The organism is Tsukamurella sp. TY48 (assembly GCF_019656655.1).
GTDB classification, from domain to species: domain Bacteria; phylum Actinomycetota; class Actinomycetes; order Mycobacteriales; family Mycobacteriaceae; genus Tsukamurella; species Tsukamurella strandjordii.
Genome location: NZ_BPMV01000001.1, coordinates 1702376 through 1724581 on the forward strand (window position 1 = coordinate 1702376; position 22206 = coordinate 1724581).

The window sequence follows — 22206 nt, forward strand, 5'->3', positions numbered from 1 at the left end:
GTGAACCTATGACCGATGAGCGCGGCCGGATCGGCCGTCCCCCCAAGGTGAACCGCGAGCAGGTCGTTGCCGCGGCGGCGGACATCCTCACCAATGATGGTCCGCTGAAGTTCTCCATGCGTGCCCTGGCGTCCCGATTGGACATCAGCGCGATGGGGATCTATCACTATTTCGATTCCAAGAACGACCTGCTGGGAGCCGTTCTCGAACATCAGGCGTGGAACACGCCCGTTCCGGAGCTGTCCGCCGACCCCCGCGAGCGGCTCGTGGAGCTGCCCCTGGCGGTGATCACGCACCTGTCCCGGCATCCCTGGGTGATCGACGTGCTCTCGGCCGACGAGATCATCGACGCTTTCTCCGCGTGGGCATTCAACGAGTTCCTCATCACCACAGATGAACTCGACATCGACGAGGCCGATTCGCTTCAGCTGCTGTTCGGCATCTGGCGGATCGTGGTCGGCGAGGTCGTGGTGCGCAACAACATCGCGATGCGCAACGAGCGGCCCACGCCGCCCTGGTACGAGCGCGAGGTCCCGGCCCACGTCGCCGAGCGCGACCGCCTGATGCGGGCGCTCGGCAACGTCGACGACGGCATCAACGCCTACGACGTGGAGGTCACCCTCCGCGCGTACCTGGCCGGCAAGCTGGGGTAGTCCGCCTAGATCGACACCTGGCGGCCGCGCAGGCCGTCACGTGAACGTCGCTGCGCCGCAGTCAGTTCGGAATCGTCCGCGAGTGCCTCGGCGAGCCGCTTGGCGAGTTCGACGGTGCCCGGCACCCACTCGTCGGGATGCGACTCGCGGTCGAGGTCGAAGACGGGGATGAGCAGGCCGTCGGCGCGGAACGAGCCGGCGAACCGCGAGCCCTCGCCCACGGTGAGGCCGCCGGCGGCGTGCACGCGTGCCAGCGCGGCCATCAGCTCGTCCTCGGGGGCGGGATGCACCCAGCGCAGGTGCGCCTTGGAGCCGGTGTCGGCCCACCAGGGCGCGCCCACGCCGTCGGCGCCGAGGTCGAGCCTGGCGGCGGGCGTGATCAGCGAGTTCGCGTGCTCCACCAGCTGGCGGGTCTGCGCATCGGTCTCGCCGGCGAGCCACCAGTCGAAGTCGGAGTGCACCGTGATCTCCAGCGCCGCCGCGGTATCGAGCACCTCGCTCGGCACGGCGTCGGTCGGCTCGGCGAGGGCCTCACCGGGCGCCGTATCGGCGGCGAACCGGGCCGATCCGGCGAGCGCGGCGGCGGGATCCTCCGGGCGCACCGAGGTCTGCAGCGCGGCGTAGCCCACGGGCCCGTCGGACTCCTCGCGGACCAGCGCGAAGGAGGCACCCGGCAGCACCGTCGCCAGCCGGACGTCGCGGGACGAGCCCTGCACGGCGAGGGGCGCCGTCGCGCTCGGGACGAACTGCCGCAGAGCGACGAGATCGCACTCGGCGGCGAGGCCCTCGAACGGGCGGCGCGCGGCCACGGCGTCGTCCGCCGACCGTGCACGCTGCGCGGCGAGCTTCTCGGCGCGGTTCGATCCCTCGCGGGGAGTGGCATTGCGTTCGCGTCTACCCATGCCCCGCAGGGTACCCAAGAGCCCCGGTCAGCCCTGCAACCAGGACCGCGCGCGGGCCGGGTGATTGGTGGCGATCCACTCCACGCCCAGGCCGTGGCACAGGGCCACATCGGCCTGGGTGTCCACCGTCCAGCAGTAGGTGAACCGTCCGGCGGCGCGCGCCTTGGCCACGGTGTCGGGACGCTCGCGCAGTGATTCCACCGACGGTCCGATGCCCTGCGCGCGCACGGCGGTGGCCGCTCCGCCGCCCAGCAGCCGGGAGGCCTCGCCCAGGAGGACCGCGGGGACGCCGGGCGCATTGCGACGCACTCGCCACACCGCCGATCCGGAGAAGGAGATCACCACCACCGGCGCGGAGGCCGGGTCGCCGGGGCGCGAGAGCCCGTGCCGCTGCAGCGTGGCCAGCAGTTTCTGTTCGACGAGCCCGCCGAACCGCACCGGGTGCTTGGTCTCCACGAACAGCGTGCGATCGGCGCTGCGGGCCAGATCGATCAGCTCGTCGAGGGTGACCACGGACTCCGGATGGCCGGGCCGCTTCCACGAGCCGAAGTCCATCGCCCGCAGATCGGCGAGGTCGAGTTCGGACACCGCCCCGGTGCCGTCGGAGGTGCGCTCCACGGTGCGGTCGTGCACACAGACGAGGTGGTGATCGCGCGTGAGCCGGACATCGCATTCGATCGCGTCGGCGCCCTCGGCCACGGCGGCCTCGAAGGCGCTCATCGTGTGCTCCGGGTACTCGCCGCTCGCACCGCGATGTGCCACGATGCCCGCTACACCGCCAACCATCGGCCCTCCTCAGAGTCCTTCTGCGAGTCCGGCCCCGCGTCGATGGCGCGCACCACACGCAGAGTCACGACCAGGAACGCCGCTCCCAGCGCGTACGTGATCGCCGTGTACAGCACGGCATCCGCGTGGTGCTGCAGCCCGCCGGAGGCCTGCGCGTACGCCACACAGGCGAGCGTGACGATACTCAGCGCGACCCACCCCGCCCACCAGCGGCGGATGAACTCCAGGCGGCCATCCGACGACGGTGCGCGGCCGGCGACGCGGTCCTGCGCGCCCACCAGTTCCATGGCCAGGACGGGCGCCGCCACGAGGTTGACCACCGGCACCAGGCAGTACACCCAGAGCTGCCAGGTGGGCCGCGGGTCGAGCGTGCCGAGTTCGCCGTAGACGGCCGCGCGCGCGGCCTGCAGCCAACGGGCGAAGACGATGTACAGGACCACGAGCGCGATCACCGCGAGCCACCCGATGGCGAACACGGAGACCTCGGCACCCCAGGCCAGGTACTTCGAGATCGGTCCGGCGCGGTTGATCACCAGCAACAGGTACGCGGCGGCCTCGGCCAGCGCCGCGAGCACCAGCACCGCGATGGTGCCCTGCAGCACCGAGACCAGCGCGGTCGTGGCGGATTCGGCCCGCCGGCCCTGTTCGGTGACGGGCGCGGGCGCGAACTCCTGCCGCAGGCCCCAGCGGGGCACGTCCGTGTACTTCGGCGTGGGCCCCTGTTCCGACGGTGCGCGGCGCGGCACCGGGAGGGTCTCCGGTGGGCGCCGGGCCAGCCAGCGGATCCGCCGGCCGGGGGGCTGAGTGCGCGCGGTGGGCTGCATCAGACCGCCCCCGGGCCACCGTCCGGCCGCACGACCGGCTTCGCGGCCGCGGCCCAGGCGATCATTCCGCCGTCGACGACCACGGCCTCCACACCCACGGTCTCGAGGTAGCGCACGGCGCTCTCGGAGCGGCCGCCCCCGCGGCAGATCACGTACACCTCGGAGTCGAGGTCGAGTTCGCCGAAGCGCGCCGGCAGCTCGATCAGCGGGATGTGCACGGCGCCCGGTGCGTGACCGAGGTCCCACTCATCGGGTTCGCGCACGTCGAGCAGGGTGATGCCCTCGATCGCGGGCAGGGCGTCGATCCCGATCAGCCCATCGTGCACGGGGCCGGCGGCGGGGATTCCGTGCGCGTCCGTCATGGGGACCAGTTTGGCACGACCTTCTGCGAGGGCAACGAATTCATCCACAGTTTCCACAGGCTCATCCACAGCTTGAGGTTCATTCATATCGGCGTTCACCAGCGCGGATTCCGCCCCCTGTGGAGCGTGTGGAATCACGAACCGTAACTCGCCCACAGGCCCCGCCGCTGCAGGCCGGACAGCGCACCGTCGAGCACGCCGGTCGTGAGGGAGGCCGCGGCCCCGGCCAGCCCGCCGTCGGCGATGGAGGTCCCGCCGCTGAGCAGGCGCGCGAGCAGGGGCTTCGGCGTGTGCATGGTCTCGACCTCGGCGTCCGGGTAGCGCTCGGCGAGCACACCGCGCAGGGTGCCGACACCGTCGGCCAGCCCCAGGTCCACGGCCTTCTCGCCGATCCACACCTCACCGGTGAAGAGCCGCGGATCGTCGCCGAGCTTGGCGCCGCGGCGGTCGGTGACCCAACCGCGGAAGGCCGTGTGGATATCGCCCTGCACGCCGTGCAGCCACTCCACATCGGCTTCGCGGACGTCCTCGAACATGTCGAGGCGGTGCTTGGACTCGCCCGCGGTGAAGACGCGCCGCTCCAGGCCGATCTTCTCGATGAGCTCCTTGGCGCCGAAGCCCGCCGAGATGACGCCGATCGAGCCGACGATCGAGGTGCTGGTCACGAAGATCTCGTCGGCGGCGCAGGCCAGCCAGTACCCGCCCGAGGCGGCCACGTCCTCGCAGAAGGCGAGCACGGGCAGGTCGTGCTTGGCCGCGAGCTGGCGGATGCGGGCGCCGATCAGCTCGGACTGGGCGGGCGAGCCGCCGGGGCTGTTGAGGGCGAGGGCCACGGCCACCGCATCGTCGGTCTCGAAAGCCTTGCGCAGCACCGTCTCGACGCCGGCCAGGTTGAGCACGCCGCGGCTGCTGAGCCCGCCCGACATGGCGGGTGCGGCGATCGGGCCCTCCAGGCGGACGACGGGGACCACCCCGCCGGCCTGGCCGAGCGCGGTGCGCACCCGATGGCTGGCGGCCTTGGCCGCGTCCTGCAGTTCCGTGACGAGTGCACTCATACCCTCGAAGGTAGCGCCTGTACGGCGGTCGCTCTCAGGGCGCGAACGGTGATCCCGGGAAGTTGCGGGCCACCGTCCACACCGCGGCGAGCGCCCCGAGCCCGATCCACAGCCATTTGTTCCTCGGCAGCGAGGGGACCCGGAAGCCCACCCGGTTCCCCAGCCACTGCGCCCACAGCCACACCAGGAGAACGACGATGGGGTAGATCAGCAGATTCGAGGAGAAGGCCGCGGCGAAATCGAAGTTGGTCAGATCGTTGACGGCGCGCAGGCCGCCGCAGCCCGGACAGTAGAGACCGGTGACCGCGTACAGCGGACACACGCCCCAGCTGTTCTGGACGTGCGGGTCGCGCAGATGCAGTGCGAGGACCAGCCCGCCCACACCGGAGGCGGTCAGCAGCGGCGCGGCGGCGGCGCGCAGGCGACCGTCGGCGGGACTGCTGCTTGCCGTCATGCGCTCCAGGCTAGCGTCAGAACGCGGAGACCCAGATCAGGCCGATCACGAGGCTGCCCACCGAGACCAGGGCGTCCAGGAGCGCGTAGCCCCAGGCATTGCGACGGTTCAGCAGGTTGAGCACCGCGTGCGCACCGAAGGTGGTTCCCACCAGCAGCGAGACCACGAAGGTGATCGCGAAGACGTCGAACCGGGGGCCGTAGGTGCAGGCCATCGCGGCGCATTCCCGGAAGGACGGGAGCGCCTGCACGGTGAGGTACAGGTTCGCGAGGGTCGCGCCGACCGAGACGGCGAGGAGGGTGATCGCCACCACGATGTCGGTGCGGGTCTGACGACCGCCGACGAGGGTTCGAATACGGTGCGCCCGACCAGCGTGGGGCGACGGCTCGCGCACCCCGATGCTGTATTCGGTCATGCCACCATGATCCGGCTCGAAGGCCCGGATTCCAAGCTTTTCCGATAGAGATTCAGGTCGTTTCTATCGCTACATTTCGTCGCATCCCAGGTTGGGAGGTGTAAACCACTTCTCCGTCTAGTTCGTCACACGAGCATAGGTGAACAACAAACTTCAGACATATGCCACTCACACCCCAGTGGGCATCGACGGATTTCCTACTCGCGAGTAGGTCGGCTATGGTGGTCGACATCACACGCTGTGACGGGATTCACAGCCCTCGGGCTGGGAGAGGCGGAGGAATGACTGTCGAGCACGAGCACTCGCACGCGACCTCCTCCGCACGCTGCACCACCGTCCATTTCTCCCGGTCGCTCACGCGCACCAGCATCACCGTGGCCGTCCTGGCGCTCGCGCTGGTGCTCATTCTCGTCCTGCGCTGACCGTCGCCGCCGAACCTCAACTGCGCTTGATGCGCATTCGTCCGTCCTTATTGCGGAACCATTCCAGATAAGAAAGGCTGGAGCGGTACCGAAGGATCACCGAGGGGGCGATCGCTCCCGCAACAGAAGGGAATGCCGTGGCCGTCTACACTCTGCCGGATCTCGACTATGACTACAGTGCGCTGGAGCCGCACATCTCGGGCGAGATCATGGAGCTGCACCACAGCAAGCACCACGCCGCCTACGTCGCCGGCGCCAACGCCGCCCTCGAGCAGCTCGCCGAGGCTCGCGAGGACGGCTCCATCGCCACCAAGGCGCCGCTGCTCTCGAAGAACCTCGCCTTCCACCTGGGTGGCCACACCAACCACTCGATCTTCTGGAAGAACCTGTCGCCCAACGGTGGCGACAAGCCGGTCGGCGATCTCGCCGCGGCCATCGACGAGTACTTCGGCGGCTTCGACAAGTTCCAGGCGCACTTCACCGCCGTCGCGAACTCGCTGCAGGGCTCCGGCTGGTCGGTGCTGGCGTACGACCACATCGGTCAGCGCCTCGTGATCCAGCAGCTCACCGATCAGCAGGGCAACATCTCGATCAACCTCACCCCGCTGCTCATGCTGGACATGTGGGAGCACGCCTTCTACCTCCAGTACAAGAACGTCAAGGCCGATTACGTCAAGGCCTGGTGGAACGTTGTGAACTGGGACGACGTGGCGGCCCGCTACGCCGCCGCGAAGGCCTGACAGCCCGCTCGCAGCCCTCGTCCGAAGCCCCGCCCGCGCACCCTCGCGGCGGGGCTTCGGCGTGTCGACGGTGCGCCGCACCGTCCGGCCCGGCGCCCTGGCTCCCCACCTGATTTCCGCTCCCGCTCCCGTTTCCTCGTCGCGCCCCCGATGCATCAGGAGCGGGATGTCGAAACGGGAGCGGGAAGGCGCCGCGAGAGGAGCAGACCCCGCGGACCGAGCGCCGCGTGCAGTCGATTCCGGAGTCGGTCCGGCTCGCGGCATTCCAGCCAGCGCCAGTGGTGCGGCGAGAGACCGTTCTCCACGAGCAGGTTGTCCCGGGTGAGCTGGTGGTCCGCCTCGGAGGTGCTCAGCTTCACCCGCCCGTCGAACTCGCCGACCACCAGGTGCGACCACAGGAAATCAGTGCGCGCCACCAGGTTGCCCGCCGGGCCGAACAGCTCGAACTGCAGCGTGGGGCGCGGGATCTCCGGCCACCGGAGCATCAGGGCCCGGCTCAGCGATTCGCCCACCGACTCCGCGAGCGCAGTGGCCTCCGGCAACGCGGCCCGCAAGGTCGCCGTTCCGCGACGCCGCCCCAGACGGTCCGCGGCCGCCTCCAGCTCCCCCATCGAAGCACCGGCCCGCAGCGCCGCATCCAGAGCGCACACCGCCTGCTCGAAGGTGCCCGCGAGGGCGAGATCGAGCGCGGTGCGCGCGAGAGTGGTCACCGCGTAGCCGTCGATCTCGCAGACATCGTGGGCATCGAGCCTTCGCAGGTGCACCCGCCGGTTTCCCCGGACGGATCCGCCCCGAGATCCCGTACCGGTGAAATCGACAGTCCGCCAATCGTTGTTGAGGATCTGCATGCCGTGCAGCGCGGCGGCCGCGGCGTGGCTCAGCACCAACCGGCGCGAAGTGCGGTCGGCCGCCGCGCGAACCGTGACCGCGAACTCCCGCCATGGCGCGAGCGCGTCCCCTCGGTGATACGCACCCGCCCACACTTCGCGTGAGCTCACGCCGGTGGACCGCCGCACGGATCTCACTGTCGCGCATTCCCACGGCGAGTAGTTCCCGCCTGTGCCGATACCCCGGCACCGCATCGTCCGGCATCGTCGAACCTCCCCCAAGGTCGCCTGCCGCGATGGTGCCACCGGGGCCTGACAGGTACGCCTCCCCGCTCCCGTTTCGTTCTCTCGCTCCCGAAACAGCGGGAGCGAGAGAACACAACGGGAGCGGGAGGCACCGGTCCACGATGGTTCGCTATCGTGAGGAATCAATACGTCATCCCGGAAAGGTCTCTCATGTCTCGCACCGCGATCGTCCTCACCGCCGCCGCGACCGCGGCCGTTGCACTCGGGTCCGCCGCGCCCGCGATCGCCGACCCCGGCGATGCGCAGACGGTGCGCCGCATCGCCTGCGAGCAGTACGCGGTGGGCGCATCGACGTTCGACTACCGCGACCTGCGCTCGTGGCAGCAGCGCCTCAAGCAGGGCGTCTCGCCCGAACTGTCCGCGAAGTACGACCACACCGTGGGGGCGATGAACCAGGTGCTGCAGCCGCTGCAGTGGGTCTCGACCGGCCGCTTCGCCGGCGCCGAGACCCAGGACCTGGGCAACGGTGTCTGGCGCGCGAAGTGCTTCATCAACGTGCACGTCACGAACACGGATGCGCCGCAGGGGCGCACTATGACCACCCAGTACGTCATCACCCTGGACAAGAACCGCGGCTGGCTGATCACCGATGTCGGCGGCGATCCCGCCGGACAGTGACCTCGGCGGACAGGCCGCCCGAGCAGTAGTTTTCCGGGTAGCCGAAACCTCCGCACAGGCCTCGCCAATAACCCCTTGCGGTTTCCAAAACTTAAGCAGGGCTTGTCGATTCGCGAATCGGCGACTATTCTGGGAATCGCACGAAGGGGAGTAGCCCCCAATCGCGTGGTCGACATACTGGCGAATCCGCCCGGCCCGCGAACCGGAGACACCCGAGTCGCTGCGCGAGACCTCGCGCCGGCGGCGCGCCGGTGGGCGAGACCTTTGTGCCATTGCGCGGTCCGATCGTCGGATCCGTGTGGCACAGGTCTTTTCGGGAGGTTCCACCGTGCTCAACGCATTGCTGGTCAGTTTCGCCGTGGTCTTCGTCGCGGAGCTCGGCGATAAATCGCAACTCATGGCGATGACCTTCGCCGCCAAGTTCAAATGGTGGATCGTGCTCGCCGGCATCACGCTGTCGACCGCCGTGGTCCACATCGCCTCGGTGGGAATCGGTTACGCGCTGGGGTCCAGCATCCCCACCCAGCTGATCACCGCGATCGCGGGTATCTCGATGCTGGTCTTCGCCTTCTGGACCTGGCGCGGCGACGCGCTGTCCGACGACGAGTCCACCACCGCCGATCGCGTCACCCGCTCGGTCTTCCTCGCGGTCACCTCCGCCTTCTTCCTGGCCGAGCTGGGCGATAAGACGATGCTGGCCACCGTCACCCTCACCACGCAGTACAACTGGTTCGGCGTGTGGCTCGGCTCCACCGTCGGCATGGTGGCCGCGGACGCCCTGGCGATCGCCGTCGGCGCGGTTCTCGGCTCGAAGCTGCCCGAGCGCGCCGTCGCGATCGGCGCCACGATCCTCTTCTTCGCCTTCGGTGGCTGGCTGCTGTTCGAGGCCTGGCCGGAGCTCGACGGTGTGGCCCGGATCGTGACGGGTGCGATCGTCGCGGTCACGGTGCTGGGCGGCTTGTTCGTGGTGCGCCGGGCGCACCGGAGCCGTCTCGCCGACCCGGCTCAGGTGAAGAACGCCGATTCACTAGTGTGAGGTGTGTCGCGCCCCACGTTCCGAGTCGGCGGCGCCATACAGAAGGGAATCGAGCCATGGACGTCTCCGGCTCCTCCGTCATCGTCACCGGCGGCGCTTCGGGCCTCGGTGCCGCCACCGCCAAGCGCTTCGCCGAGGCCGGCGCCACCGTCTTCGGCCTCGACCTGCAGCCCTCGATCGACAAGGCCACCCCCGTCGAGAACGTGCACCTCGTGCCGACGGACGTGACCAAGGAGGACGAGGTCAACAACGCCATCGCCGAGGCCGTCAAGGCGGGCCCGCTGCGCGTGGCCGTGAACTGCGCCGGTGTCGGCTGGGCCGGCCGCATCCTGTCCAAGAACGGCCCGCACGCGCTGGACCTGTTCCAGACCGTCATCAACATCAACCTGGTGGGCACGTTCAACGTGATGCGCCTGGCCGCCGATCAGATGAGCAAGCAGGAGACCGCCGATGCACAGGGCTCCCGCGGCCTCATCGTGAACACCGCCTCCGTGGCGGCCTTCGAGGGCCAGATCGGCCAGATCGCCTACACCGCCTCCAAGGGCGGCGTGCACGCGATGACCATCACCGCGGCGCGCGACCTGGCGCAGTTCGGCATCCGCGTGAACACGATCGCCCCGGGCACCATCAACACCCCGATGCTCGCCGGCGTGACCCCGGAGTTCAAGCAGACCCTCGAGGCGGGCATCCCGTTCCCGTCGCGCCTGGGTGAGCCGGAGGAGTACGCCCAGCTGGCCTACTTCCTCTCGGAGCACGATTACATCAACGGCGAGACCATCCGCATGGACGGTGCGCTCCGGATGGCTCCGCGCTAACTAGATCTGCAGTTCATCCGCCGGCGTCGCCCTGACCGCGTCCGAGAGGACGAGGAGCGGGGCGGCGTCGTCGTCTATCGAAGTGCCCTCGGGCGGCAGCACCATGGCCGACGGTGCCGGGGCCCCGCCCGCCTCGGCGCGCAGGTCGATGGCGACGAGCAGGTTGTGCACGTTCTCCTCCGGCGTACCGTCGCCGAAGTCGTCGGGCAGGTACGGGCTCAATTGCACCAGCACATCGCGGATCTCGACCACGCGGCGCTGGAACCGCACGTGCGGATCACGCCCGGCGCGCCCGGCGTCGAGCACCACCTCGGGGACCGCCGTGGTGAGTAGCTCCCAGAGCGGCGCGAGGCGCTTGTAGTCCTCGCGGTGCCGCTTGCGGTACTTGAGCTCCATGAAGAAGCCCCGTACGCCGGGGTAGCTCAGGCCGAGCACGAAGAGCAGGATGCCGATGCCGGTGCACACCTGCGAGACGGTGAGCAGGGCCGGCCAGGAGACCAGTTGCAGCACGCTGGTGACCACGAAGACCACCTGGGTCAGCGAGCCGAGGGCGGTGAGCCCGAGACCGGCCGCCATCATCCGCAGCGAGGTCACGAGGTAGCCGTCGGCGAAGGGCATCAGCCGGGTGAGCGAGAGGACGCAGTCGGCGAGGCCGTACATCAGGTAGGCGCCGGCGATGGCGAAGAAGACCGCGAAACCCAACTCCTGCACGGTGAGTGAGTCCAGGGACGCGTCCCGCATCGAGGGCGGGGTCGCCGTCATCGCCACGGACAGCCCGATCACGGCGGCGAGCAGCGGGATGGCCTCCATGCCCGCACGCTTCTGCCGGGCGCTCTCGGTGGGGCCGTAGAAGAAGGCCACCGCCAGGGCGGCCACGCCGAGCGCGAGGCCCACGTATCCGCCGAGCCGGGACGCGCCCTTCCAGAGGCTGCCGTCGACGGTGGTCGCGAGGGGCGAGCCGAGCAGCAGGACGGCCACGGTGAGCGCGGCGATGGCCACGGTGACGGCCACCGCCTGGACACCGGCCTTGGACCGGTACAGACGATCGATGCGCCAGCACAACACGATGGTGAAGAATGCGACGCCCAGTACGTTGACGAGCTTCACAGCCACCGGGAGTGGCCTCCCAACGCGCGCTGGATACCGCGCAGGCTGTCGTGTTTGGCGGTGCGGCCCGCTGTGGCGCCGGCCTGTGCGGCCCAGCCGAGGATGATGGAGGCGATCATCTCGGCCTCCCACTCGTTCTCGTCGTCGTAGCAGGTGCGGTGCAGCGCGGCCGCGGCCTCGTCGGGCGGCATCGTGGCCGCATCGTCGCCGGCGGCGGAGACGTGCTGGTGGCCCGCGATGAGGTGACCGAACTCGTGGATGATGATCTGGTCACGGTGGGTGCGCGAGGTGTTGGCCTGATAGAAGAAGTAATCGGCATCGTCGCCCACGAGCCACAACCCGTTGGGCATCCCAACAGGCAGCGGCTGGCTGATCACGAGGATGTCGCGGCCTCGGCGCCGTCCGTACTTCTCGCAGAGCTGCACAGCGTCGAACGGCAGGTCGAGGTCGAGACTGCGCACCTCGCGCTCACAGAGACGACGAAGTGCCTTTGCGGTACGCACGCCCCTCCTCCGTCGATCGACGCATGAGGGGCGGCGTCCGCTCCGGATCGGACTCCGGTGTGGTTACTGACCCTCAGCTTCGCGCGAGTCTACGGGAAGCTCGGGCGGGTCCGCGGGCAAGCCCTGCTGCACCCGCAGCACCTTGATGAGCTCGTTGACCATGTTCACCGAGTCGGGCGAGAGCCCTGCCAGGCGGAACGCGGCCATCTGCACCTTGGTGTCGGCCTGCAGCCGCATGAGGTGAATCTGGTCACGGGTGCGCTGTGCGGCCTCGTCCTCGAGGAAGTAGTGCACGTCCACGCCGAACGCCGCGGAGATCCCCTCGACGGTGCGGAACGACGGCGACTTCGCCTTGCCGGACCGGAGCTGGCTCAGGTACGACTCACCCAGGCGGAAGCCGAGAGCGGTCGACCGCTGCGCGATGGCCTTCGCGGTGAACGCGCGGCCGTTCGGGCCGGGCACCGTACGGAACAGCTCCTCGAGCCGACTCGCGAACAGACCCTGGCCGACCAGAGCCTCGCTGTCGTACTTAGTGTTACCTGCGTCCACTTTGTGCCATCCCTCTCTCTTCGGCACGACCTGCCACCTGTCCGCCGAGTGCGGTATTGCACGACGTCCAAGCTTCCTCACACTATAGCGTAGTTTGCCAATAGGTACATCCCCTTTGGGATCGACTATCAGTCCGCAGCGCTCGTGATGTATTGTTACCTACGCGCGCGCAGATACAACGGAAGGGGTAGCGTGTCCGCTCCAACGCACCTCTCGGCACGTCTGCGTGCCGCCGTGATCGTCTCGCTCGCCGTGGGCACCATTTCCGCGGCGCCGGCCTTCGCCGAGCCCGATTCCGGCTCCTCCTCGTCTTCCAGCGGTTCCTCGTCCGTCGAGTCGTCCTCCGACGGCAACACCCTGCGCGGCACCTCGTCCGGCGGCACCTCTGCGGAGTTCTCCATCAAGGACTCGAACAAGGACGCCACCGGCTCGTCGAAGAACGACGGCAAGGACAAGGGCGACAAGAACAAGGACGACAAGGACCAGGGCGGCAAGGGCAAGGACGACAAAGACCAGGGCGGCAAGGGCAAGGACGACAAGGACAAGCACGGCCTGCCCGGCATCGGCCAGATCATCGGAGGCATCCTGGGCGGCGGCTCGTCCGCCGGATCGGGCTCCGGATCCACCGGCGGCTCCACGGGTGCCGCCACCGGTCCCGCGGGCGGCGCATCGATCGAGACCCCGAGCTCGGGAGGGGGCAGCCCCGCCGCACAGGGCGCCGGAATCCGCTCGGGCAACCCCGAACCCCAGGGCGTCGGCGTCCGCGAGGGCGGCGCCACCGCGAGCGGTGCGGGCGTCCGCAACGGCAATCCGGCACCCGCCACCGCACCGGGCGGCCGCGACGCCGCCCCCGCACCGTCGGCCGGCGCGCCCGCGGCGGCACCCGTCGTGCCGCCCGTGGTCGCCGTCCCCGCGGTTCCGGTTCTCCTGCCGCCCGTGATCGTCGCGGCTGGTCCGCGCGCCGCGGGTCCCCAGCCGGTACAGTTCGGCACCCCCGCCGCCGGTGACGGCGCGTCCGATAAGGACGCCGGCAACGATGCGGCACCGTCCGGCAAGGACGACAAGCGCAGCGAGCCCACGCTCCTCACCGCGGCCTACTCCTCCGCCCAGCGGGTGACGCCCGTGGCCACCGAGACGGCCCGGCAGCTCTCGCCTGCGCTGTTCGCGGTGCTGGGCGGTATCGCCCTCCTGGGGAGCAGCACCTTCGTGGATGCGCTCCGCCGCGCCCACCTGCGCCAGGCCCAGGCCTGATCCGCTGCGCCGCAGCGCCGTTCCGCTAGTCGACCACGGGTAGCGCGTTCACCGCTTCACTGGACATGAACGCGCGCAGGGCCGCGGTGGCCCGCACATCGTCTTCGTTGTACTCCAGGATCCGTTGCCGCTGCGCGGCGCGCTCCGCCTCGTCGTGGCCGGCGTCCATCCCGACGCCCACGCGGTACCACAGCATCGACGCCTCTCCCCCGGCTTCCGCATCGCGCCAATGGAATCCGGCCACCGGCGCCACCTTCTTCAGGCCGCGCCCCTCCAGCGAGAGGAAGGCATCGCCCACGGCGTCGAACATGTCCACCCACTCCGGTGAGGCGATGAACTCGGCGACGGCGGCGCGGCTGGGGACGCCCGGGGCACCCGCGAACCGATCGGCGGAGGAGAGCAGCCACTTGTTCTCCGCCTGCTGCGAATAGCAGTACGCCGCAAAGGTTTTCCCCGCCGCATGTGCCTCCGCCCGGCGGTCCATCAGATAGGCCCAGAACTCGGCGAAGGAACGCCCCTCGTCGGTGGTGGGCACCGGCTCCCAGGTGACGAACGGGCGGTATCCCAGTTCGACCCCGTCGCGGCGCAGCCAGGTGCCCCAGAGGTAGGCGCCGTACTCCTGGTAGCTCTCCATATCGACGTCCACCTCGACATCGGCGCGGCGTACCTTCACCTCCGGGCGGCGCCGCACCAGCACCTGGCCATCGCGCCAGGCCCTGGCCATCGCGCGCAGATCGGCGATCGACGCGGGCACGTCCTCCGGCTGCGGGCCGGTGTACTCGGCCAGTTGATCCACCGTGACGATGCCGGCCTCGCGCAGCCCGGGCGCCGAGCGACCGTCGGCCACCAGGCTCACGTCCCGCCGCGCGGCGAGCGTCGCCTCGCACTGCGGCCACCACGGGCAGCGCCGGCACTCGGCCACCCGCACCGGTTCGGTCTCCACGGTGCCCGCCAGCACGTCCCGGCGGTCCGCGAAGCGTTCGTCGTAGGCGGCCAGCAGCGGCGCCACATCGTGCACCACGATCCGCTCACCGCCGATCCCGAGCGACCCGCCGGACAGCGACGTCGAGGCGTGGCCCGCGTCCTGCAGCATCCGGGTCAGGTGCGCCAGCCGCATCTGGTCGCCCCGGTGCTGGCGCGCCCGGACCGTCTCGTCCGGCGACGGTGACCACCGGTCCAGCGGCGTGGTCAGCGCGCCGGAGCCCGGGTCCGAGACCTTGTGATTGACCACGATCACCGGCAGGTAGCCGTCCCGCACGCGGATCAGCAGCTCGCTGTGCCCGCGGCGGCCGTGTGCGGTGGGCAGGACGCCGCCCCAGATCCGCTCCGCACCGGAGTCCATCGCCGCCAGCGTGCGGGTCACGGCGCCCTCGCCGGGCTCGATCACCGTGAGGTCGGCGGCGGCGGCCAGCCGGTCGCGTACCGAGGCGCGGAAGACCGCCGCGGCCTCCACGCGCAGCGCCATGGAGGGGTCGGGATCGGCGAGCGGTGCCCGCGCGTCGAGTGCCAGGCGGTGACGGCATCCGGTGAGCGCCCTGGCGCTCACCGGTGGTGCCGTGATGTGCTCGTCGATGTCCACTGCATTGCATTATCGCGGGCGGCACTGACAACCACGACGCGGACGCTGTGCAATGCTGTAGGCGAAAGCAGTACTGACCTATAAGGACGTGCACTGATGGGTTTGTTCGGCAAGAAGGCGAAGTCCTCGCGCGCGGAGCGGAAGGCGCAGGCCAAGGCGCTCAAGTCGAAGGCGCGGCTCGAGGCGAAGCTGGCCGCGAAGAACGATGCCAGGAGCGCGAAGCGCTCGGCGAAGAACGCCGTGAAGTCCGAGCGCGGCGCGCAGAAGTCCGATGTGGCACGCGCGAAGGTGATCGCGCGGATGCAGGGTAAGTCGGACAAGCTCAACCTCAAGATCGCCGAGACCAATGCCCGCGCCGCGGTCGACGGCAAGCTGCTCTCGGAGGCCCGCCTCAAGCGCTACGTCTCCACCGCGCGCCTGCTCGCGCCCGTGGTGGTGCCGCTGGCGTACCGCGCCGCGCAGGCCGGCCGCAACAAGCTCGATTCGGCACGCGCCACCCGGCTCGGTGTGCCGGTGGACGAGGTGGCCCAGTTCGCCGGCTTCGGCGGCGGCCTCGCCGCGCGGGTGGCCGCGTCCCGTCGCTCCCTGGACCAGTTGGCGTCCGCGCATCCGGATGCCGAGACCAAGGCCTTCGTCGCCGCGGTCGCCCAGCGACTCGACGATTTGTCGGCCGCGATCACCGCGTCCGAGGCGATGCCGCCGGCGCGGCGCCGTCCGGCGCATCAGGCGATCGCCCGCGAGCTCGACGGCATCGACGCCGATCTGCTCAACCGCCTCGGCATCAGCTCCTAGCACTGCGGGGCGCCCGCGGGGGCGTTACCGTCGTCGGGTGGCTTCGACGATGCGCGTACGGACTTCCCTCCTCGGTCTGGGCGCGGCTGTCGCGGCCACCTGCGCGGCGGGCCTCGCCGTCCCGGCGAACGCGGCCCCGCCGCCGCCCGTCTACGTGGCGCTGGGCGATTCGTACTCGTCCCTGCCGGCCGATGCGACGGTGGGCGGCTCGCAGCAGGAGCGCTCGTGCGGCCGGTCCGTGCGCAACTACCCGAAGCTGGTCTCCGATGCGCTCGGGATCCCGCGGGAGCAGTTGCGCGACAACACCTGTGGTGGCGCCGATACCGATGACGCCTTCGCCAGCCAGCGCGCCGGTGACGCGAAGACCGGGTACTACGACGCGCCCGCGCAGCTCGACGGCATCGTCCCGCAGACCCGGCTGGTGACGGTGTCGCTGGGCGGGAACGACGGCTCCCTCTACTCGACCATCCTGCGCGCATGCGCGAGCGTGCCGCACGCGGCGGCCCCGCGCTGCACCTTCGATCAGGCCTCCCGTCCGGCGGAACTCTCCGACGGTGCCATCGACGACCGGCTGGCGCGGATCACGGCGGCCAACCAGCGGATCATCCGCGCGGTACGCGATCGGTCGCCACAGGCCCGGATCCTGGTGGTGGGCTATCCGGCGGTGTTCGCCGCCGATCGCACGTGCGGGGCGATCGCCCCGTTCCACAGTGCCAGCATCGGCTGGATGCGGAGCATCCTCACGGAGCGGCTCAACCGGGCCGTGCAGCGCGCCGCGATCACCGAGCGGGTCGAGTACATCGACATGGAGCCCGCCTCGCGGGGCCACGAGGTGTGCAGCACCCGCCCGTGGATCAACGGCGTCACCGACGTGCCGCGGGCCGCCGGGATGCACCCGTTCCCCGAGGAGGGCGAGGCGGTGGCGGCGGCGGTCACCCGCGCCGTGCGGGCTTCCGGTCCCGCCGTCGGTCCCCGCTGACCGCGCCCGGTCCGGGCCAGGCGACGGTGAGCTCGCCGCCGTCCCGCAGGGCGCGCCACCGCGCCGCGAAGTCGTCGTAGCGGGCGAAGATCCGCTCCCGCAGGTCCGCGGCGATATCGGCGTCACCAAGGGCCCCGGGCCACGCGGCATCGGGCGCACGGTGCCCGCGCTCCACCTCCCACAGGGCGACGGTGAGCGAGGCGAGGTACTCCGAGCGCGCCATATCCGCGGACTGGGCTGCGGTGGGCTGCTTGCGTTTGCGGCTCGCGGCCCGGCGTTGCGCCGGGTCCGCGGGCCAGAACAGGCCGTCGAGACCGTTCGCGTCGGCGAGCCGGCCGAAGACGCCGCCGCGCAGCCCGGCCTCGATCTCCACCAGCAGGTGCGCGGCGTCGTGCGGCACCGTCGGGCTGGCGCCCGGGCCTCCGCGCGGAGCGAGTTCCGGGCCGCGGTCCCGACGCACCCGCACGTCGTAGCCCGACGCGCGTTTGATGAAGGTGACGTCCATGTATCCAGGATCGGTCGGGACCGGGCGGGGCGCAACGGCTTTTACGCGGGCGGCGTCCCGGCGTCCTGTTTCGGCACCGCCCCCAGGATCAGTACCAGGACCGCCGCCGCGGCCATCACGGCGGCGATGGCCCACATCCCGGCGTTCTGGGTTCCGGTGCGATCGGCGAGGAATCCGGTGATGTACGGGCCGAAGAAGCCCGCGGAGTTGCCGATCGAGTTGATCAGGGCCACACCGGCCGCCGCGGCGGTGCCGCTGAGGAAGGCGGTGGGCAGGGTCCAGAAGGTCGCGAGGGAGCCGGCGATCCCGCAGGCGAACACGGCCACCAGCGCCATGGCGAGATACGGCGATCCGGCCATCACCGTGAGCGGGATCGCGCCCGCGGAGAGCAGCATGGGGATCACCACGTGCCACACGCGCTCGCCGGTCCGGTCGCTGTGCCGGGCCCAGAGCACCATGAAGACGGCCGCGAAGGCCCAGGGCACCGCGGTGAGCAGGCCGACCTCGTAGATCGAGTACTTCACGGCGAACCGTTGCTGGAAGCCCTTGATGATCGTCGGCAGGAAGAAGCTGATGGCGTAGAGCCCGTAGACGATGCCGAAGTACACGAAGGCCAGTGCCCACACTCGCGGCTTCGTCAGCGACGTGCGCAGCGGTACATGGAATCTGGATGCGGTCTGCGCTTCCTCCCGTTCCATCTCGGTGCGCAGCCACTCGCGTTCGTCGGGGGCCAGCCAGCGGGCGTCCTTCGGCCGGTCGGTGAGGTAGAACCAGCACACCACACCCAGGATCATCGCCGGGATGCCCTCCACCAGGAACATGAACCGCCAGCCGGCCATACCGCCGAGCAGCTCGTGTCCGCGGTCGATCAGGAAGGCCGAGAGGGGCGCCCCGAAGACCGTCGACAGCGGGATGGCCACCATGAAGTAGGCGACCGCCTTGGCCCGCTCGGCCTGGGGGAACCAGAAGGTGAGGTACAGGATGATCCCGGGGAAGAAGCCCGCCTCGGCGATGCCGAGCAGGATCCGCAGCGCGTACAGCCACTCGTGGTTGGGAACGAAGGCCATCGCCGCGGCGACGGCGCCCCAGGTGACCAGGATGCGGGCGATCCAGCGACGTGCGCCGAACCGGTGCAGCGCCAGGTTGGACGGCACTTCCAGCAGCAGGTAGCCGATGAAGAACAGGCCCGAGGCGAGTCCGAACATGGCCTGGGTGAGCCCCAGGTCCTCGTTCATGCCGTTCGGCCCGGCGAAGCCGATGTTGGTGCGGTCCAGGTAGTTGACGAAGTAGAGCACCGCGAGGAAGGGGATCAGCCGCCGCGCCACCTTACGGAGGGTGCGGCGGCGCAACTCCTCGGAACCCGCCCGGACCTGCTCGTTCGCCATACCCCGGGATACTGCCCGATCGAACACCGTTACCGCGGCGAAAACCTCAGGTCGGCGTCGCGGTAACGGTGGTCAGTCGGGGTGGTCAGCGACCGATGAACTTGAGGGCCTTGATGATCGGGGGGACCACGGAGAGGAAGACGGTGCGCGGAACGCCCTTGATCCCGCCGATGCCGATGATCCGCTGCTGCGCGATGGTCTTCGACTCGCAGTACTTGAGCAGGCCCTCGGCGCCGTGCCGGCGGCCAACGCCCGAGATGCCCATGCCGCCCATCGGCGCGGCGGTGGAGCCCCACGCGGCGGCGTAGCCCTCGTTGATGTTCACGGTGCCGGCGTTGATCTGCTCGGCGATCTCCTGGGCCTGCTTGGTGGTGCCGGCGAAGACGCTGGCGTTGAGGCCGTACTCGGTGTCGTTGGCGCGGGCGATCGCCTCGTCGACCGAGTCGACGGGGTAGATCGAGACGACGGGGCCGAAGGTCTCGGAGGCGTAGCAGACGGCCTCCTCGGGAACGTTCTTGAGCACCGTCGGCTCGTAGAAGAACGGGCCGAGGTCGGGCCGGGCCTTGCCGCCGGCGAGCACGGTGGCGCCCTTGGCGACGGCATCGTCGACGTGCGCGGTCACGGTGTCGATCTGCGACTTGCTGGCCAGCGAGCCCATCTCGTTGGTGAAGTCGTAGCCGGCGCCCAGCGCCAGGTTGGCGGTGCGCTCGGCGAAGGCGCGGGCGAACTCGTCGGCGATCTCCCGCTCGACGTAGATCCGCTCGATCGAGATGCACAGCTGGCCCGAGTTGGAGAAGGCGGCGCGGGCGGCACCGTCGGCCGTGTGCGCGATGTCGGCGTCCTTGGTGACCACCATGGGGTTCTTGCCGCCGAGCTCGGCGGAGAAGCCGATCAGGCGCTTACCGCACTGCTCGGCCAGGGTGGCGCCGGTGGCCGAGGAGCCGGTGAACATGAGGTAGTCGGCGCGCTCGACGATCGCGGTGCCCACGATGCCACCGGGGCCGGGGACCACGGCGAACAGGTCGCGCGGGAGGCCGGCCTCGTACAGCAGCTCGACGGCGGCGAGGGCGCAGTACGGGGTCTGGCTGTCGGGCTTGAGCACCACCGCGTTGCCGGCGGCCAGCGCCGCGACACCGTCGGAGACGGCCAGGGTCAGCGGGTAGTTCCACGGCGCGATCACGCCGACCACGCCCTTGGGCTGGTAGCGCACGCGGGTGTTGGTGAACACCGGGAGCATGCCGGCGGTGTTCTTCTGCTCCAGCAGCTTCGGCGCGTTCTTGCCGTACCAGCGGGCGGTCATCGCCACGTCCAGGGTCTCCTCCTGGGCGTACTGGCGGGCCTTGCCGGTCTCCAACTGGGCCATGTCCATCAGGTCGGCGCGGCGCTCGTTGACCAGGTCGGCGAACTTCAGCAGCACCTTGGCGCGGTCCTTCGCGCTGCGCGCGGCCCACTGCTTCTGGGCCAGGCGGGCGCGGGTGAAGGCCAGCTCGACGTCCTCGACCGTGCCCACGGGGATGGTGGTGATCTTCTCCCCGGAGAACGCCTCGAGCACATCGCGCGATTCGCGCTGGTCGGGGTGGTCGATCGCCGAGAGGGCGCGAAGACGGTCGAACGTGGCCTGGGTGGGTGCTGGCATGACGGCCAGATTACCCGCTTGTTGACGGTGCCTCAATAGCGCGACCGGTTCACGATTTCGGGCCCTCCGTCCGCACGCGACACAATCCTGCCGCGTCACCGCGCTGAGGCCGACATCGTGAACGTCGATAGGATCGCGCCATGAGCCATGTTCAGTTCACCCCCACCGCGGACCTCGTCGACGAGATCGGGGAGGACGTGCGCAGCTGCGACACCCAGTTCCGTCAGTTCGGCGCTCGCCGCGCGTTCGCGGGCGAGGTGGTCACGGTGAAGTGCTTCCAGGACAACGCGCTGCTCAAGTCGATTCTGGGCGAGCCCGGCGAGGGCCGCGTGCTGGTGATCGACGGTTCCGACGAGAACGGGGTGCCCTCGCTGCACACCGCACTCGTGGGCGACATCATCGCCGAACTGGGCCGTGGCAACGGCTGGGCCGGCATCGTGGCCTACGGCGCGATCCGGGACGCCGCGGTGATCGGCACCCTCGACATCGGCGTGAAGGCGCTGGGCACCAACCCGCGCAAGTCCACCAAGACCGGTGCCGGCGAGCGGGATGTGCCGCTCACCTTCGGCGGCGTCACCTTCCACCCGGGCGATGTGCTGTTCAGCGACGACGACGGCATCGTCCTGCGGTAGTCAGCCGCTGATCGCGGCGGTGGTGACGACGCTGCCTGCGCGGGCCGCCACCCAGGCCAGACCGTCGCGGTGCCCGTTCGGGGTCTGATCGGCGACGGCGTCGCCCACCACGAAGGCCTGGATGTCGTTCTGCACCGAATCCGCAGCGGTGAGTAGGACGCCGGTGTTCGCGTAGACACCGACCAGGATGAGTTGATCGCGCCCCTGCGACCGCAGGTACTCCAGGAGGTCCGACCGGAAGTATTCGGACAGTTTGTGTTTGGTGAGGACGCGCTCCCCCGGGCGCGGCGCCACGGCGGGCTCGATGCCGCGGTCGGATTCGTCCGAGCTCATTCCGGCCCCGGAGAAGTCGTAGATCAGGCCGCGTTGTTCCCGGGTAGCTCCCCCGCGCTGCGCCGAGTACGCGACGGGGACCTGATTGCTCCTGGCCCACTGCTGAACCCGTGCGGCATTGCGCAGCAGTTCCTGCTTCGTGGGCTCGGCGAAGATCCGGGTGAAGTAGAGCTGCACATCGTGGACCAGTAGGGCGGCGCGACGTGGATCCACCCGCCACGCCACCTTGTTCTTCGGTATCGGGATCTCACCGATCCGATAGGACACGGAGCCCGGCGGTGCCACCGCCGCCCCGGCGGATCCGGCCTGCCCCGCGGCCGCCACCCCGACCGCACCGACGGCCGCGCCCAGTGCCGCGGTGCGGAGGAAATGCCGCCTGCCCAGCGACCGGTCGGGGCCGGGTGCGTCGCGATCAGGGCCGGGTTGTGACGTCATGGCGCGATGCTAGGACCGCGCCGTCCGGCCCGCATCCGCGTGCTTCACACTCGGCGCTCCGCTACCCCCGCGCGACCCGGGCGGATCGCCCGAACACCTCGACCACATCGCCGACGGCGAGCTGCCGGCCGCGACGGGTGTCGACCTCGCCGTTCACGGTCACCTCGCCGTCGGCGATCACACCCTTGGCCTCGGCACCAGAGTCGATCAGACCCGCGAGCTTGAGGAACTGCCCCAGGCGGATCACCTCGTCGGAGATCTCCACGTCGATTGCGTCCGTCACGCCTGCCATCATGCCGGACTAC

Annotated in this window: 27 protein-coding genes; 10 read left to right on the forward strand and 17 right to left on the reverse strand. The window is 70.0% G+C overall.

Going from position 1 to position 22206, the window contains the following annotated elements:
• Nucleotides 1–8 precede the first annotated feature (8 nt).
• Nucleotides 9–653 (forward strand): TetR/AcrR family transcriptional regulator, encoded by a 645-nt coding sequence (locus TTY48_RS08250; protein WP_220657036.1) that lies wholly within the window; start codon nucleotides 9–11, stop codon nucleotides 651–653.
• Between the two features lie 5 nt (nucleotides 654–658).
• Here the strand turns inward: TTY48_RS08250 and TTY48_RS08255 are convergent, their stop codons facing one another.
• From TTY48_RS08255 to TTY48_RS08285, 7 genes are all read right to left on the reverse strand, one after another.
• Nucleotides 659–1555 (reverse strand): DUF5926 family protein, encoded by an 897-nt coding sequence (locus TTY48_RS08255; protein ID WP_220657037.1) that lies wholly within the window; start codon nucleotides 1553–1555, stop codon nucleotides 659–661.
• Nucleotides 1556–1582: 27 nt separating this feature from the next.
• Nucleotides 1583–2341: a glycerophosphodiester phosphodiesterase gene (locus TTY48_RS08260; RefSeq protein WP_220657038.1), complete on the reverse strand. Its 759-nt coding sequence runs from the start codon at nucleotides 2339–2341 to the stop codon at nucleotides 1583–1585.
• Nucleotides 2326–3165, reverse strand: a complete 840-nt coding sequence (locus tag TTY48_RS08265; RefSeq protein ID WP_220657039.1) for a DUF4328 domain-containing protein — start codon at nucleotides 3163–3165, stop codon at nucleotides 2326–2328. Before TTY48_RS08265 ends, TTY48_RS08260 begins: the two co-directional genes overlap by 16 nt.
• Nucleotides 3165–3527 carry a rhodanese-like domain-containing protein gene (locus TTY48_RS08270; protein WP_220657040.1) on the reverse strand — a complete coding sequence of 121 codons (363 nt, stop codon included), beginning with the start codon at nucleotides 3525–3527 and terminating at the stop codon, nucleotides 3165–3167. The genes TTY48_RS08265 and TTY48_RS08270 overlap by 1 nt, the downstream gene beginning before the upstream one ends.
• A 134-nt stretch (nucleotides 3528–3661) precedes the next feature.
• Complete coding sequence (locus tag TTY48_RS08275) at nucleotides 3662–4582, reverse strand: S49 family peptidase (protein WP_220657041.1); 921 nt, start codon at nucleotides 4580–4582, stop codon at nucleotides 3662–3664.
• A 34-nt stretch (nucleotides 4583–4616) separates the two neighbouring features.
• Nucleotides 4617–5036: a DUF2752 domain-containing protein gene (locus TTY48_RS08280; protein ID WP_220657042.1), complete on the reverse strand. Its 420-nt coding sequence runs from the start codon at nucleotides 5034–5036 to the stop codon at nucleotides 4617–4619.
• A 16-nt stretch (nucleotides 5037–5052) separates the two neighbouring features.
• Nucleotides 5053–5451: a hypothetical protein gene (locus tag TTY48_RS08285; protein WP_220657043.1), complete on the reverse strand. Its 399-nt coding sequence runs from the start codon at nucleotides 5449–5451 to the stop codon at nucleotides 5053–5055.
• 281 nt (nucleotides 5452–5732) lie between these two features.
• On the opposite strand from TTY48_RS08285, the gene TTY48_RS08290 reads away from it, so the two are divergent.
• Nucleotides 5733–5873, forward strand: coding sequence for a hypothetical protein (locus TTY48_RS08290; RefSeq protein ID WP_220657044.1), 141 nt, complete (start codon nucleotides 5733–5735; stop codon nucleotides 5871–5873).
• Between the two features lie 137 nt (nucleotides 5874–6010).
• Nucleotides 6011–6613 carry a superoxide dismutase gene (locus tag TTY48_RS08295; protein WP_220657045.1) on the forward strand — a complete coding sequence of 201 codons (603 nt, stop codon included), beginning with the start codon at nucleotides 6011–6013 and terminating at the stop codon, nucleotides 6611–6613.
• A 155-nt stretch (nucleotides 6614–6768) separates the two neighbouring features.
• On the opposite strand, the gene TTY48_RS08300 is transcribed toward TTY48_RS08295, so the two are convergent.
• Entirely contained in the window at nucleotides 6769–7611 is an 843-nt protein-coding gene (locus tag TTY48_RS08300; protein ID WP_220657046.1) for a hypothetical protein, read from the reverse strand.
• 285 nt (nucleotides 7612–7896) lie between these two features.
• Here TTY48_RS08300 and TTY48_RS08305 point away from each other — a divergent pair, with 285 nt between their 5' ends.
• From TTY48_RS08305 to TTY48_RS08315, 3 genes are all read left to right on the forward strand, one after another.
• Entirely contained in the window at nucleotides 7897–8364 is a 468-nt protein-coding gene (locus tag TTY48_RS08305) for a hypothetical protein (RefSeq protein ID WP_220657047.1), read from the forward strand.
• A 328-nt stretch (nucleotides 8365–8692) separates the two neighbouring features.
• A complete protein-coding gene (locus TTY48_RS08310; protein WP_220657048.1) occupies nucleotides 8693–9400 on the forward strand; it encodes a TMEM165/GDT1 family protein in 708 nt (235 codons plus the stop codon).
• Between the two features lie 56 nt (nucleotides 9401–9456).
• Nucleotides 9457–10215, forward strand: coding sequence for an SDR family NAD(P)-dependent oxidoreductase (locus tag TTY48_RS08315; protein WP_220657049.1), 759 nt, complete (start codon nucleotides 9457–9459; stop codon nucleotides 10213–10215).
• On the opposite strand, the gene TTY48_RS08320 is transcribed toward TTY48_RS08315, so the two are convergent.
• From TTY48_RS08320 to TTY48_RS08330, 3 genes are all read right to left on the reverse strand, one after another.
• Complete coding sequence (locus tag TTY48_RS08320; protein ID WP_220657050.1) at nucleotides 10216–11328, reverse strand: MAB_1171c family putative transporter; 1113 nt, start codon at nucleotides 11326–11328, stop codon at nucleotides 10216–10218. It lies immediately after the preceding gene.
• Entirely contained in the window at nucleotides 11319–11825 is a 507-nt protein-coding gene (locus tag TTY48_RS08325) for a hypothetical protein (RefSeq protein WP_220657051.1), read from the reverse strand. The genes TTY48_RS08320 and TTY48_RS08325 overlap by 10 nt, the downstream gene beginning before the upstream one ends.
• Before the next feature lie 63 nt (nucleotides 11826–11888).
• Nucleotides 11889–12374, reverse strand: a complete 486-nt coding sequence (locus TTY48_RS08330; protein WP_013124830.1) for a helix-turn-helix transcriptional regulator — start codon at nucleotides 12372–12374, stop codon at nucleotides 11889–11891.
• Nucleotides 12375–12566: 192 nt separating this feature from the next.
• Here TTY48_RS08330 and TTY48_RS08335 point away from each other — a divergent pair, with 192 nt between their 5' ends.
• Nucleotides 12567–13625, forward strand: a complete 1059-nt coding sequence (locus TTY48_RS08335) for a hypothetical protein (RefSeq protein ID WP_220657052.1) — start codon at nucleotides 12567–12569, stop codon at nucleotides 13623–13625.
• A gap of 25 nt (nucleotides 13626–13650) precedes the next feature.
• On the opposite strand, the gene TTY48_RS08340 is transcribed toward TTY48_RS08335, so the two are convergent.
• Nucleotides 13651–15204, reverse strand: a complete 1554-nt coding sequence (locus TTY48_RS08340; RefSeq protein ID WP_220657053.1) for a TM0106 family RecB-like putative nuclease — start codon at nucleotides 15202–15204, stop codon at nucleotides 13651–13653.
• A 96-nt stretch (nucleotides 15205–15300) separates the two neighbouring features.
• Between TTY48_RS08340 and TTY48_RS08345 the strand changes: the two genes are divergently transcribed.
• Together TTY48_RS08345 and TTY48_RS08350 are read left to right on the forward strand one after the other, a co-directional pair.
• Nucleotides 15301–15996, forward strand: coding sequence for a DUF6474 family protein (locus TTY48_RS08345; protein ID WP_220657054.1), 696 nt, complete (start codon nucleotides 15301–15303; stop codon nucleotides 15994–15996).
• A 37-nt stretch (nucleotides 15997–16033) separates the two neighbouring features.
• Nucleotides 16034–16975, forward strand: a complete 942-nt coding sequence (locus tag TTY48_RS08350) for an SGNH/GDSL hydrolase family protein (protein ID WP_220657055.1) — start codon at nucleotides 16034–16036, stop codon at nucleotides 16973–16975.
• Here TTY48_RS08350 and TTY48_RS08355 read toward each other — a convergent pair.
• From TTY48_RS08355 to TTY48_RS08365, 3 genes are all read right to left on the reverse strand, one after another.
• On the reverse strand, nucleotides 16929–17480 hold the full coding sequence (locus TTY48_RS08355) for a hypothetical protein (RefSeq protein ID WP_220657056.1): 552 nt from the start codon (nucleotides 17478–17480) through the stop codon (nucleotides 16929–16931). The two genes, TTY48_RS08350 and TTY48_RS08355, sit on opposite strands and share 47 nt — an antisense overlap.
• Before the next feature lie 41 nt (nucleotides 17481–17521).
• Nucleotides 17522–18865 (reverse strand): MFS transporter, encoded by a 1344-nt coding sequence (locus tag TTY48_RS08360; RefSeq protein WP_220657057.1) that lies wholly within the window; start codon nucleotides 18863–18865, stop codon nucleotides 17522–17524.
• 85 nt (nucleotides 18866–18950) lie between these two features.
• On the reverse strand, nucleotides 18951–20501 hold the full coding sequence (locus tag TTY48_RS08365) for a succinic semialdehyde dehydrogenase (protein ID WP_220657058.1): 1551 nt from the start codon (nucleotides 20499–20501) through the stop codon (nucleotides 18951–18953).
• A 140-nt stretch (nucleotides 20502–20641) separates the two neighbouring features.
• On the opposite strand from TTY48_RS08365, the gene rraA reads away from it, so the two are divergent.
• On the forward strand, nucleotides 20642–21133 hold the full coding sequence (gene rraA / locus TTY48_RS08370) for a ribonuclease E activity regulator RraA (protein ID WP_220657059.1): 492 nt from the start codon (nucleotides 20642–20644) through the stop codon (nucleotides 21131–21133).
• Here rraA and TTY48_RS08375 read toward each other — a convergent pair whose 3' ends face one another.
• Entirely contained in the window at nucleotides 21134–21901 is a 768-nt protein-coding gene (locus tag TTY48_RS08375) for an isochorismatase family protein (RefSeq protein WP_220657060.1), read from the reverse strand. It lies immediately after the preceding gene.
• A 61-nt stretch (nucleotides 21902–21962) separates the two neighbouring features.
• Nucleotides 21963–22184 (reverse strand): RNA-binding S4 domain-containing protein, encoded by a 222-nt coding sequence (locus TTY48_RS08380; protein ID WP_344185447.1) that lies wholly within the window; start codon nucleotides 22182–22184, stop codon nucleotides 21963–21965.
• Nucleotides 22185–22206: the final 22 nt, after the last annotated feature.

What these genes read in the sequence shown, in the direction of transcription:
- TTY48_RS08250 (WP_220657036.1), top strand. Translation starts at nt 9, where the DNA reads ATGACCGATGAGCGCGGCCGGATCGGCCGTCCCCCCAAGGTGAACCGC.
- TTY48_RS08255 (WP_220657037.1), bottom strand. Translation starts at nt 1,555, where the DNA reads ATGGGTAGACGCGAACGCAATGCCACTCCCCGCGAGGGATCGAACCGC.
- TTY48_RS08260 (WP_220657038.1), bottom strand. Translation starts at nt 2,341, where the DNA reads ATGGTTGGCGGTGTAGCGGGCATCGTGGCACATCGCGGTGCGAGCGGC.
- TTY48_RS08265 (WP_220657039.1), bottom strand. Translation starts at nt 3,165, where the DNA reads ATGCAGCCCACCGCGCGCACTCAGCCCCCCGGCCGGCGGATCCGCTGG.
- TTY48_RS08270 (WP_220657040.1), bottom strand. Translation starts at nt 3,527, where the DNA reads ATGACGGACGCGCACGGAATCCCCGCCGCCGGCCCCGTGCACGATGGG.
- TTY48_RS08275 (WP_220657041.1), bottom strand. Translation starts at nt 4,582, where the DNA reads ATGAGTGCACTCGTCACGGAACTGCAGGACGCGGCCAAGGCCGCCAGC.
- TTY48_RS08280 (WP_220657042.1), bottom strand. Translation starts at nt 5,036, where the DNA reads ATGACGGCAAGCAGCAGTCCCGCCGACGGTCGCCTGCGCGCCGCCGCC.
- TTY48_RS08285 (WP_220657043.1), bottom strand. Translation starts at nt 5,451, where the DNA reads ATGACCGAATACAGCATCGGGGTGCGCGAGCCGTCGCCCCACGCTGGT.
- TTY48_RS08290 (WP_220657044.1), top strand. Translation starts at nt 5,733, where the DNA reads ATGACTGTCGAGCACGAGCACTCGCACGCGACCTCCTCCGCACGCTGC.
- TTY48_RS08305 (WP_220657047.1), top strand. Translation starts at nt 7,897, where the DNA reads ATGTCTCGCACCGCGATCGTCCTCACCGCCGCCGCGACCGCGGCCGTT.
- TTY48_RS08315 (WP_220657049.1), top strand. Translation starts at nt 9,457, where the DNA reads ATGGACGTCTCCGGCTCCTCCGTCATCGTCACCGGCGGCGCTTCGGGC.
- TTY48_RS08345 (WP_220657054.1), top strand. Translation starts at nt 15,301, where the DNA reads ATGGGTTTGTTCGGCAAGAAGGCGAAGTCCTCGCGCGCGGAGCGGAAG.
- TTY48_RS08355 (WP_220657056.1), bottom strand. Translation starts at nt 17,480, where the DNA reads ATGGACGTCACCTTCATCAAACGCGCGTCGGGCTACGACGTGCGGGTG.
- TTY48_RS08360 (WP_220657057.1), bottom strand. Translation starts at nt 18,865, where the DNA reads ATGGCGAACGAGCAGGTCCGGGCGGGTTCCGAGGAGTTGCGCCGCCGC.
- TTY48_RS08365 (WP_220657058.1), bottom strand. Translation starts at nt 20,501, where the DNA reads ATGCCAGCACCCACCCAGGCCACGTTCGACCGTCTTCGCGCCCTCTCG.
- rraA (WP_220657059.1), top strand. Translation starts at nt 20,642, where the DNA reads ATGAGCCATGTTCAGTTCACCCCCACCGCGGACCTCGTCGACGAGATC.
- TTY48_RS08375 (WP_220657060.1), bottom strand. Translation starts at nt 21,901, where the DNA reads ATGACGTCACAACCCGGCCCTGATCGCGACGCACCCGGCCCCGACCGG.